Genomic DNA, 11,373 nt, shown 5'->3' with positions numbered 1-11,373 from the left:
CAGAGGACAAAAAATGGCAGGGTTTAATAAAGTAGTACATAGCTACGAAGACGCCATGGCAGGCTTGCAAGACGGCATGACCGTTATCGCTGGTGGCTTTGGTTTATGCGGTATTCCAGAGGGCTTAATTGATCAAATTAAAAAAATGGCCACCAAAGACTTAACCGTAGTGTCAAACAACTGTGGTGTTGACGGCTTTGGCTTAGGTATTTTATTAGAAGATCGACAAATTAAAAAAATGATTGCTTCATACGTTGGCGAAAATGCCCTGTTTGAAAAGCAGTTATTAAATGGCGAATTAGAAGTTGAGCTAACACCACAAGGTACGCTAGCCGAGAAAATGCGCGCTGGTGGTGCAGGTATTCCGGCATTTTTTACTGCTACCGGCTACGGCACTCCTGTTGCTGAGGGTAAAGAAACCCGTGAAATTAAAGGCCGTAACTATGTGTTAGAAGAATCTATCACTGGCGATTTTGCCATAGTTCGCGCGTGGAAAGCCGACCGTTATGGCAACCTGATGTTCCGCCACACGTCGATGAACTTTAACCCAATGGCAGCAACCGCCGGTAAAATTACCGTGGCTGAAGTAGAAGAAATTGTTGAACCGGGTGAGCTAGAACCATCACAAATTCATACACCAGGTATTTATGTACAGCGCGTGATCAAAGGTAACTTTGAAAAACGTATTGAACGTCGCACCGTGCGCCAAGATTAAGGAGGCAACAATGGCTTTAACTCGTGAACAGGTTGCCATGCGTGTGGCACAAGAGCTTCAAGACGGTTACTACGTTAACTTAGGCATAGGTATTCCTACTTTAGTTGCCAACTATGTGCCAGCAGGCATCGAAGTTATGTTGCAATCAGAGAACGGCCTGTTAGGTATGGGCCCATACCCTACTGAAGCTGAACTAGACGCCGACATGATTAACGCAGGCAAAGAAACCGTTACCGCTATCAAGGGCGCGGCTATTTTTAATTCAGCAGAAAGCTTTGCCATGATCCGCGGCGGCCATGTTGATTTAACTGTGCTAGGTGCGTTTGAAGTAGATCAAAACGGCAATATTGCTAGCTGGATGATCCCAGGTAAGCTCGTTAAAGGCATGGGCGGCGCTATGGATTTAGTGGCCGGCGCGCAAAATATTGTAGTTACTATGACACACGCCGACAAATACGGTAATAGTAAGTTACTAGACAATTGCAGTCTGCCATTAACTGGCGTTGGCTGTGTAAAGAAAATTGTTACCGATTTGGCAGTATTAGAAGTACGCGATGGTGCATTTCATTTACTAGAACGCGCACCGGGAATTTCTGTTGAAGAAATTCAGCAAAAAACGGGTGGTAAACTAATTGTTTCTGGTGACATACCTGAAATGGCGTTTAACTAAATTACGCTTTAATCTTTAGTGGCGCGCTATTATTGCGCGCTACCCTCTTTACCTCGTTGAATTTTTGACCAAGCACCTATCATCTGATACACTTACAAAGTACCATTTGATAAAAAAGGTGTAGCATGATTGCATTAGTCAAAGAATTTACCCCTCAGCTTTATCAAGCTAATAATATTTGGCAGCAGCTAGGTATTGCCGAGCGCGGGCCTAAATTATATCAAGCGCTTCATGATGGCTTTAGTTATCGGGTTTTTGACACGCTCGCTAGTTTATCTGGTCTAGATAAAAAGCAATTAGCGTCAGTATGTCAGCTAGCACCGGCAACCTTATCCCGACGCGCTAAAAGCGGTAAATTTTCTCAAGATGAAAGCGATCGGTTATATCGTTTTGCTACGGTACTAGTGGCGGCTACCGCTTTATTTAATGATAACATTCCTGCCGCCAGTCGTTGGTTAATCGAGCCAGTTTACGGCCTTGGCGATAAAGCCCCATTAGATATGCTGGCTACATCGGCAGAAACTCAAGCCATACTCGATTTAATTGGCCGCTTAGAACACGGTGTGTTTGCCTAATGCGGTTTATTAACGGTGTAGCGAAACGGGAACGCCGCTGAATGAGCAATAGCATAAAGCTATATCGTTTAGTACATAGTAAATGGGCTGCACAAGCTTTTGACGGTGAAGGTGCACGTTTATTTGGTGGGCGTTGGAATAGCAAAGGCCAGCTTTGTATTTATACCGCTGGCAGTGAAGCCTTAGCTATTTTAGAGCTTTTAGTGCATTTAAATAATCGTGTGGCATTAAACCATTACCGGCTATTTCAATTAACAATTGAACGCAACGAACTGATGCAAATAAGCACTAGCACATTACCTGCTAGCTGGCGTGAGCAACCTGCCACCGCGGAAACAGCGCGTATTGGTGATAGCTGGCTAAACCAAACCGCTAGTTTAGCCTTAGCAGTGCCTAGCGTATTAGCACCAAGAGAAAACAATATTTTGCTTAACCCCAAGCATGCTAACTTTAGTCGCTGTTTAGCCAGTAATACTGAACTAGACTTTATGCCCGATCCGCGTTTAGCGCTTTAATCGCGCCAGTAAACTTGAGGTATCCCAACGTTTGCCGCCCATTTGTTGCACTTCACTGTAAAACTGATCAACCAATGCCGTTACTGGTAAATGGCTGCCATTATTACGCGCTTCGGCAAGTGCTATACCTAAGTCTTTACGCATCCAGTCTACCGCAAAGCCAAAGTCATACTTACCGTCTAGCATTGTCAACGAGCGGTTTTGCATCTGCCAAGATGATGCTGCACCTTGTGAAATAACTTCAACTACCGCAGCACCATCTAAGCCGGCATTTTGCGCAAAGTTTAACGCTTCGGCCAAACCCTGTACTACACCAGCAATACATATTTGGTTAACCATTTTCGCTAGCTGACCAGAACCAGCAGGCCCTAACAACTTAACGCAGCGCGAATAACAGCTAATTGCGGCCTCCGCTTTAGCAAAAGCGGCAGGCTCACCGCCTACCATCACGGTTAATACGCCGTTTTCAGCACCCGCTTGTCCACCTGACACTGGAGCATCTAAAAACCCTACGCTTTGCTGCTGGGCATTGGCGGCTAGCTCACGCGCTAAGTCTGCCGATGCTGTAGTATGGTCAACGAGTACCGCACCAGCATGCATACCGCTAAGCACACCCTGCTCGCCGTACACAATGGAGCGCACATCGTCGTCATTGCCTACGCACATAAACACTAACTCAGCGCCCTGTGCGGCCTTGGCCGGCGTATCGGCAAAGTTACCCTTATACTGCGTAGCCCATTGCTCTGCCTTCGCTGTAGTGCGGTTATATACCGTTACCTGGTAGCCCTTTTGCTGTAGGTAACCTGCCATTGGGTAACCCATAACACCAAGACCAATAAACGCGACTTTTTTACTATTTTGATTCGACATATAACTGACTTAAACTGTGACATACTGGGCTGTTGAGCTTACAAAGATATGCGCCGGATTGAAAGCATTTAAGGATGGAAAAGTTATGAACGAGGCTATAAATAATGTGTATGAGCATAGTGTTAACGATGCGCAAGGTAATAAGGTTAGCCTAAGCCAATATCAGGGTAAGGTACTTTTAATCGTTAACACTGCAAGCCAGTGCGGTTTTACCCCTCAGTATAAAGAACTAGAGGCGCTACACCAAACATACCACGACAAGGGTTTAGTTATTTTGGCTTTTCCGTGTAATCAATTTGGTGGTCAAGAACCTGCTGCAGATAGTGATATTCAGCAATTTTGTGAAATAAATTTTGGTGTCAGCTTTCCGGTTATGAGCAAGATTTTAGTTAATGGTCCAGAGGCAGCGCCTTTGTTTAGTTACTTAAAAGATCAAGCTCGTGGTGTGTTAAATACCCGCGCAATTAAATGGAACTTCACCAAGTTCTTAATAAATAAGCAGGGACAAGTCATTGCCCGTTATGCACCAAAAACGAAGCCCACCAGTATGAGTAATGCCATAGCTGCGTTACTTTAATGACGTATAAAGCAGACCTTTAATTTAGAAGGTATACACCAAAGAAGCCGAGGTTTCGGTATCGGCTTTACGTAAATCACCTTCTGGCTCTGAGTTGTATTTGACAATAAAACTAAAACGCATAGACAGTTTGTCAATGATTTTAGTGGTGATACTGCTGCGGCTCAGAAAAATAGTATTTTCACCGTCTAATGATAGTGCCCCTTCCAGCGTTTGGCGAAAGCTGCTCGTATCAAACAAAGCATAATCTAAGTTCGCAGCAACAAACCAAATTACACCGCTATGAGTTACGCTCGCGGCGGTATTGCTATAGGAAAAACCCGGTCCAGTTTCAAGATCAAAATAGCTCGTGCGTTGTTCATACACCCGATTACCATAACCTACAGCGAGGGATGCTTGTTCACGAAACGCACCAAATTTATCATGTGCATAGGTGGCGCGGCCAAATATCGATTCTCGGCCTTTTACTAACTTGTAGTTACTCTGCCCAGTAAAACTATATCGACTGGCCGTGGTTACGTTTTGTGTATCGCCATTAGCATTTCTTGCGACATTATTTTTTTGTAACAAGCTTTGCATCTGATAGCGATTACGAAAGTACTCTAAATCATGCACTAACTCGCTATTTGCACGGATAGCAAAAGAGTCCGTATTACCTGACGTAAACAAAAAGCCCAGCTCAATATCGCCGGTAACCGTGCCAAAAAAGCCTATTGGCTGCAGCGGCTCTTCGCCACTGGGTAAGTCATCACCCTCTGCCGCTTGCGCACCAAACAAACACAAAAGTAGCGCCAAACTGGCAGCTCGTAAGAAAACAGGCATTATGTCGTTATATCACTCCAATCACGCTACTCAACCAGTTGAGCACCTGAGCATACTATTTTTAGTAAACATTAAAGCCATTATTGTACCAACTAGAATTACTCAGCCCAGTTAAACGAGCTGAGTAATTCTGCCATTGAGCGTAAATTATGCGCAAATGTAGTAATAAATTACTCCGCCGCGCGCTGCTCAACAAAACTGATTGCTTGCGCCAGTCGGTTTAAACTGCGTGTTTTACCAATAAGTGCCAGTGTAATATCTAGCGCTGGCGAGTTACCGCCGCCGGTTACAGCTACTCGCAACGGCATACCAATTTTACCCATACCGACACCCAGCTTTTCTGCAGTAGCGTTAATAGCCTGATGAATTGATGCTTCAGTCCAAGTGCTAAGATCAGATAACGCCGCAGCAACGGCTTGCAACGGTTCTAATGCTACTGGGCGTAAATGTTTTTTCGCCGCATCCGCATCTAACTCACTAAAGTCTTCATAAAAATAACGGCTTACTTCCACCATTTCTTTTAACGTTTTTACCCGTTCGGCTTGCGCCGCCACTAGTGCGGTTAACGCTGGGCCATTACTAATATCAAGCTTTTGCTCTTTAATGTGCCACTCTAACTGCTTGGCAACCTGCTCAGCGGGTAAGGTTTTCATATAATGCTGATTTAACCAAATAAGCTTGTCAGTATTAAACGCTGATGGCGCACGGTTGCAGCTATTTAAATCAAACAGTTGAATTAACTCTGCTTTACTAAAAATCTCTTGATCGCCATGCGACCAACCCAACCGCACTAAATAATTTAATAACGCCTCGGGTAAAAAGCCGTTATCACGATATTGCATTACACCTACCGCGCCATGGCGCTTAGATAAACGCTTACCGTCATCGCCTAAAATCATCGGCACATGAGCATACTTAGGAATATCGGCACCCAGCGCCGCTAATATATTCATCTGGCGTGGCGTATTATTTACGTGATCATCGCCACGAATAACGTGGGTGATGCCCATTTTCCAGTCATCAACCACTACTGTTAAGTTATAGGTTGGTGTGCCATCACTTCTGGCAATAATTAAATCATCAAGTTCCGCATTGGCAATTTCAATTCGGCCTTTAATTAAATCATCAATCACTACCACACCAGTTTGTGGGTTTTTAAAACGGATCACATAAGGCTTATCCGTTGGGTGATCAGTGCGGTTGCGCCACATTCCGTTATAACGCGGTTTTTCACCTGCGGCTGTTTGCGCTTCGCGCATCGCATCCACTTCTTCTATGGTACAAAAACACTTATAAGCGTGGCCTGCGGCTAATAATTCAGCCACTACCTCTTTGTATAAATCAAAGCGTTTAGTTTGGTAATACGGGCCTTCATCATGCTCTAAACCTAACCAGCTCATGCCCTCTAAAATAGCGTCGACCGATTCCTGAGTAGAACGCTCTAAGTCGGTATCTTCAATACGCAAAATAAATTTTCCGCCCATTTTCTTTGCATATAACCAGCTAAATAGTGCGGTACGAGCACCACCAACGTGCAAATAACCAGTAGGACTTGGGGCAAAACGAGTAACAAGAGACATAGTTTATCCATCACAGTGCAATAATACCGAGTATTGTAACAATGCCCCGCGTTGGATGCACTGCTTTAGGTGAGGTGTTAGCTTATGTTTTCAGTTAAATATTGGCATTATGTTTACTTTTGCAGCAAGCGAACCATATTTAATAAAATAATGTTGACAGCAAAACCATGCTCCCTATAATGAGCGCCATCAAACGGCATGGATTGTTAGCTCAGCTGGGAGAGCATCGCCCTTACAAGGCGGGGGTCACTGGTTCGAACCCAGTACAATCCACCAATTTTTGTAATACGCATTTCCCATGGATTGTTAGCTCAGCTGGGAGAGCACCGCCCTTACAAGGCGGGGGTCACTGGTTCGAACCCAGTACAATCCACCATTTTCTGCAAAACACTTTTACTCCATACATTTTTAGCTTCAGCTAGAACAGCAACGCTCTACTTTTACCTCTACTTCATTATCTTTTGTTAAAAATTTGCTATAGTGATGCCCATCTTGCCTGTTTGGACTTGCTGCTAACTATGCAACCTGCTGTTAAACGCGATGAGCGCATTTTAATTATTGACGACCAAAGCCTTAGCCAAAGTTATTTACGCTATGCGTTAGAGCAATTAGGTTATCAGAACTTAAGCTATGCCGACCGCGCGAACACAGCGCTTAATTTGTGTAAACAAAATAGTTACGATCTGATTATTTGTGCTTATAACTTACCCCAAGGTAAAGATGGCTATCAGCTATTTGAAGAGTTAAAAATAACGGGTCTACATAAATTAAGCTGCGGCCTTATTTTTATTAGCGCAGAAACCGATCCCGCGTTGGTACATAGCGTATTAGAACTGCAGCCAGATGAGTTTTTAGCCAAGCCTTATGTTATTCGTGATTTACAACAACGTATTGAACGTGTACTAAAACGCAAACAGCAGTTACGCCCTGTATACAGCCAGCTAGAGCATCAACAATACGATAAAGCGTTAGATTTATTAAACCAGCAACTGGCTCAACCTGAATTACATAAGCTGTTTCCGTTATTACTAAAAATGAAAGGCGACATCTTGCTGCAACAGCAAGCCTATACCGAAGCGCTGACCTTTTTTACCGCTATGCTGCACCTACAACCCTTTAGCTGGGCCAAGATAGGCAAGGTACGCTGCTTATTACACAATAATAATGAAGCACAAGCTTTTGCCGAATTAGAACACATGCTGGTGCGCACTGAAACGCGGCTATTTGCCCTAGACTGCCTATCTGAGCTTGAGTTTAAACAACAGCAATATCAGCAAGCACAACAACATATTCTTGCGGCGGCTAATATAGCGCCACGCAATTTACTACGCCAACAAAAGCTGCTGCAGCTGTCTCGACTAAACCATGATTATGAAATGCAATATCGTGCGGCACGCGACATGGTGAAATTTGCCCGTCACTCACTGTACGAGCAGCCGGATCTGTATTTAAACTTAGCACGTGCCAGCATCGATTTTGCCTTAAGCGTTGATGACAGCGAGCAACAAAGCCGATTAAATCGTCAAGCCACTTTGTCACTTAATACCGTACAGCGCCAATTTGGCCAACAACAACTAACCGAAGCGCAGCAAGTATTACACGCTCGGTTATTGTATTTACAAGATCATCGGGCAAAAGCCCGCCAGTTATTAACTGAGCTAAGTGATAACACTGAAATACAATCCTTAGAAGATGCACTAGACAAAGCTAAAGCGTTGCATGAGGTGGGCTTAAGTGACGCCTCAAAAACCTTATTTAGCCGTATTAGCCAGCATTGCCGCCAACAACAACCGGAACCGGTATTTGCCGCTTACTTGTCGCAAGAGCAGCAAGAACGTGCCGCTATGCCACTTGGCCCTCGCGAATTAAACAATAACGCGGTGCAGTTATACCAACATGGTAATTGGCAAGAAGCATTTTCTGCCTTTATTTTAGCCTGGCAAGTGATGCCAAAAAATGTTGGCATTGCGCTCAACCTATGGCAAACCTTGGTAACCTCGCCACGGGCGCTGTGCAACCCACAGCAAAAACAACAACTACTACAACATTGTCAGTTATTAATTGACAGCAGTAAGCTAAAACCAGAGCAGTTAGTACGTTACGAGCAATTAAAGCAAAAGCATTTGTCTAAACTCGCTTAGTCTGCGGCGGGCTTTGATTCAGGCGGTAGCGGCCATTCAGAAAACACCATTTTTAGGGTTCGCGAATACACCAGCCAAATAGCGCCAACCAATAATAATAATGGCGATACCACGCGCCAAGGTGTGTCTAGCATAAACTGCGACGGTAGATGTGATAGCGTAAAAGCGAAATCAGCTATTGCTACAACTAACATAATAAAACGCCCATAACGCCACACATGGCGCCACGGCGCATAACCTTTAGGCTTACGTTGGCTTTGCGCCGCGACAAGAAGTAATACAGGTGCAGCAACTAAGCATGCAAGGATAAAGTCACTTTGTAACGGATAGATAAACGCCAACATAGAGCGATGCTCTTGCGGCAAGGTTAGCGTTAGTACCCAGCAAATATAGGGACGCAGTAACAGCAATAGTAAGCCATAAAAACGCAGCGGTATCTTTTGCAGCCCGTAGTCATCTAACACTGGCCACAGGGGTACTTTACTCATACTTGGCGCTTACGCTGTGCCAAAATACCTAGCACGGTAAAAATACCTAAGCTAACCCAAGGTAGCCACAGGTTACTAAGCTTGCCAAGTTGGCCCGCCACTACCGGCGTTAAAAAAATGGTTAATGCGCCATAACCAAAGGCGCATAACAAGACAAAAATACCGGTGCGCCAAATAAAATGCAGTGTAGCAATTTGACGGCGCACAAAGCGGTTAATGTCATCACCAAATACCACCAAGCAGGTTGCTACCATTGCCAGCGCAATATCGCGCACATAAGGGCGAAATACACTGCCCCAATCGAGTAATAACTGATAAAGAAAATCTGGCATCTAGGTTACTCCGTACTGCGTAAACACATCTAACATTTGCTGCTCAGTCCATACCGGCACGTTAAGCTCAGTGGCTTTAGCTAATTTAGAGCCGGCATTATCGCCTGCGATAACTGCATGGGTTTTAGCTGATACTGAACCTGAAACCTTCGCCCCTAAACGCTGTAAACGCGCTTTGGCGTCATCACGACCCATACTGGTGAGGGTGCCAGTAAGTACTAGCGTTTGCCCAGCAAACGGCTGTTCAGTAACAGCTTGCTGCTCAATGGCTGGCCAGTGAATACCTGCAGCAATTAGTTGAGCAATAACCGTTTGGTTATGCGCTTCGTTAAAAAAGCTGGTTAGGTGCTCAGCAACAACAGTTCCGACATCAGGCACCGTTAATAGCTGCTCTAAGCTGGCTTGCTGCACCTGCTCTAAACTGGCAAAATGATTGGCCAAACTAAGGGCGGTAGCCTCGCCTACTTCGCGAATACCTAACGCATAAATAAACCGTGGCAAGCTGGTAGTTTTAGACTGCGCAATCGCAGCTAATAGCTTTAATGCTGATTTCTCTGCCATGCGCTCTAAGCCAACCAATGCCGCCATATCTAGCTGGTAAATATCCGCTGGCGTTTTAACCAATTGCTGATCAACTAATTGCTCAACCAATTTATCGCCTAAGCCGTCAATATCCATCGCTTTACGAGAGACAAAATGCTTAATAGATTCTTTTAGCTGCGCTGCACAAAATAAGCCACCACTGCAACGCGCTATGGCTTCGCCAGTGACACGCTCAACCGCAGAGTCGCAAACTGGGCACTGTGTTGGAAACAGAATATCAACGGCAGTACTAGGCCGTTGCTCTAACACCACCGAAACAATTTGCGGAATCACATCGCCGGCGCGGCGCACTATTACACTGTCGCCAATTTTAATACCTAGGCGTTCGATTTCATCTTGGTTATGCAAGGTAGCATTACTTACGGTAACGCCGCCGACTACTACTGGCTCTAAACGCGCAACTGGCGTAATAGCGCCAGTGCGACCAACTTGAAATTCAACATCTAACAGCGAGGTAAGCATTTCTTGTGCTGGAAACTTAAAGGCAATAGCCCAGCGTGGTGCTCTGGCGACAAAACCTAATGCTTGCTGCTGAGTAAGGTTATCAACCTTTATTACTACACCGTCAATTTCATACGCAAGCGCCGCGCGTCGAGTAAGAATGTCTTGATAACATTCCAAGGCCGCTTCGCCACCACTCACTAAACGGATCTCTGGGCACACCGGCAAACCCCAATCCTTTAGCTGCATTAAACGCTGATGATGACTGTGGTTATCTAATAAGCCGCTTACATCGTCAACCGCACCCACGGCATAGGCATAAAACATTAATGGCCGCTGGGCACTAATTTTCGGATCAAGTTGTCGCAAACTACCCGCCGCCGCATTACGTGGGTTGGCAAATATCTTTTCACCCTCAGAGCGGGCTTTATCATTCATCGCGGTAAAGCCAGCCAATGGCATAAACACTTCGCCTCGTACTTCTAATACCGCAGGTACCTTGTCGCCTTTTAGCTTTAATGGCACGGCACGAATGGTTTTTACATTGCTGGTAATATCTTCACCGGTATAACCATCACCTCGAGTTGCCGCTTGCACCAATAAGCCATTTTCATAACGAATGCTTACCGCTAAACCATCCAATTTGGGTTCACAACAAAAACTAAACTCGGCACTCGCATCCAGTCGCTCGGCAATGCGCTTGCTAAAAGCATGAAACTCGCCAGCATCAAAAGCGTTATCTAGCGATAACATTGAAATACTGTGCGCAACTTGGCCAAATTTACTTATTGGTGCAGCGCCGACGCGTTGGGTGGGTGAATCAGCCGTTATTAGTTCAGGGTGCGCCGCTTCCAGCTGTTGTAGCTGGCGATATAATCGGTCGTATTCTGCATCTGGCATGCTTGGATTATCTAATACGTAATATTGATAACTGTATTCTTCTAACTGCTGTCGCAGTTGCTGCAACTGCAGCACAATAGACTGAGTCATAAAATAATTGCCCGAAAAAATATTGCTGTAATTTTGCCATAACAAAAACGGCAG

The 11,373-nt window shown here is 45.0% G+C and carries 12 protein-coding genes and 2 tRNA genes; 8 read left to right on the top strand and 6 right to left on the bottom strand.

The window, feature by feature from the left end; translation table 11 throughout:
• The first annotated feature begins 13 nt into the window (after window positions 1–13).
• From MN199_RS04390 to MN199_RS04375, 4 genes are all read left to right on the top strand, one after another.
• Window positions 14–715 carry a CoA transferase subunit A gene (locus MN199_RS04390; protein ID WP_132582744.1) on the top strand — a complete coding sequence of 234 codons (702 nt, stop codon included), beginning with the start codon at window positions 14–16 and terminating at the stop codon, window positions 713–715.
• Between the two features lie 10 nt (window positions 716–725).
• Window positions 726–1,385 carry a CoA transferase subunit B gene (locus MN199_RS04385; RefSeq protein WP_132582742.1) on the top strand — a complete coding sequence of 220 codons (660 nt, stop codon included), beginning with the start codon at window positions 726–728 and terminating at the stop codon, window positions 1,383–1,385.
• 125 nt (window positions 1,386–1,510) lie between these two features.
• On the top strand, window positions 1,511–1,960 hold the full coding sequence (gene parS, locus MN199_RS04380; protein ID WP_132582740.1) for a type II RES/Xre toxin-antitoxin system antitoxin: 450 nt from the start codon (window positions 1,511–1,513) through the stop codon (window positions 1,958–1,960).
• 41 nt (window positions 1,961–2,001) lie between these two features.
• A complete protein-coding gene (locus MN199_RS04375; RefSeq protein ID WP_335738530.1) occupies window positions 2,002–2,475 on the top strand; it encodes an RES family NAD+ phosphorylase in 474 nt (157 codons plus the stop codon).
• On the opposite strand, the gene MN199_RS04370 is transcribed toward MN199_RS04375, so the two are convergent.
• Window positions 2,464–3,345, bottom strand: a complete 882-nt coding sequence (locus MN199_RS04370; protein WP_132582737.1) for an NAD(P)-dependent oxidoreductase — start codon at window positions 3,343–3,345, stop codon at window positions 2,464–2,466. The two genes, MN199_RS04375 and MN199_RS04370, sit on opposite strands and share 12 nt — an antisense overlap.
• A gap of 97 nt (window positions 3,346–3,442) precedes the next feature.
• Between MN199_RS04370 and MN199_RS04365 the strand changes: the two genes are divergently transcribed.
• Entirely contained in the window at window positions 3,443–3,922 is a 480-nt protein-coding gene (locus tag MN199_RS04365; RefSeq protein WP_472511579.1) for a glutathione peroxidase, read from the top strand.
• Between the two features lie 24 nt (window positions 3,923–3,946).
• On the opposite strand, the gene MN199_RS04360 is transcribed toward MN199_RS04365, so the two are convergent.
• Entirely contained in the window at window positions 3,947–4,744 is a 798-nt protein-coding gene (locus MN199_RS04360; RefSeq protein ID WP_132582733.1) for a DUF481 domain-containing protein, read from the bottom strand.
• Window positions 4,745–4,914: 170 nt separating this feature from the next.
• Window positions 4,915–6,324, bottom strand: a complete 1,410-nt coding sequence (gene gltX / locus MN199_RS04355; RefSeq protein WP_335738529.1) for a glutamate--tRNA ligase — start codon at window positions 6,322–6,324, stop codon at window positions 4,915–4,917.
• Window positions 6,325–6,524: 200 nt separating this feature from the next.
• On the opposite strand from gltX, the gene MN199_RS04350 reads away from it, so the two are divergent.
• From MN199_RS04350 to MN199_RS04340, 3 genes are all read left to right on the top strand, one after another.
• Window positions 6,525–6,600: transfer RNA gene (locus MN199_RS04350), tRNA-Val, on the top strand.
• A gap of 24 nt (window positions 6,601–6,624) precedes the next feature.
• A tRNA-Val gene (locus MN199_RS04345) sits at window positions 6,625–6,700 on the top strand.
• Window positions 6,701–6,842: 142 nt separating this feature from the next.
• The gene (locus MN199_RS04340; protein WP_335738528.1) at window positions 6,843–8,465 is read left to right on the top strand and encodes a response regulator; all 1,623 of its coding nucleotides are present in this window, start codon (window positions 6,843–6,845) and stop codon (window positions 8,463–8,465) included.
• On the opposite strand, the gene MN199_RS04335 is transcribed toward MN199_RS04340, so the two are convergent.
• From MN199_RS04335 to ligA, 3 genes are read right to left on the bottom strand one after another with little or no spacing between them, the layout of a single operon-like run.
• A complete protein-coding gene (locus tag MN199_RS04335; protein ID WP_335738527.1) occupies window positions 8,462–8,953 on the bottom strand; it encodes a DUF2919 family protein in 492 nt (163 codons plus the stop codon). The two genes, MN199_RS04340 and MN199_RS04335, sit on opposite strands and share 4 nt — an antisense overlap.
• The gene (locus MN199_RS04330; protein ID WP_132582725.1) at window positions 8,950–9,285 is read right to left on the bottom strand and encodes a DUF3392 domain-containing protein; all 336 of its coding nucleotides are present in this window, start codon (window positions 9,283–9,285) and stop codon (window positions 8,950–8,952) included. Before MN199_RS04330 ends, MN199_RS04335 begins: the two co-directional genes overlap by 4 nt.
• Window positions 9,286–11,319 (bottom strand): NAD-dependent DNA ligase LigA, encoded by a 2,034-nt coding sequence (gene ligA / locus MN199_RS04325; protein WP_335738526.1) that lies wholly within the window; start codon window positions 11,317–11,319, stop codon window positions 9,286–9,288. It lies immediately after the preceding gene.
• Window positions 11,320–11,373 lie beyond the last annotated feature (54 nt).

It is taken from the genome of Rheinheimera metallidurans (assembly GCF_036983985.1).
Lineage (GTDB): Bacteria > Pseudomonadota > Gammaproteobacteria > Enterobacterales > Alteromonadaceae > Alishewanella > Alishewanella metallidurans.
This window is presented reverse-complemented; position numbering and strand designations above follow the sequence as displayed.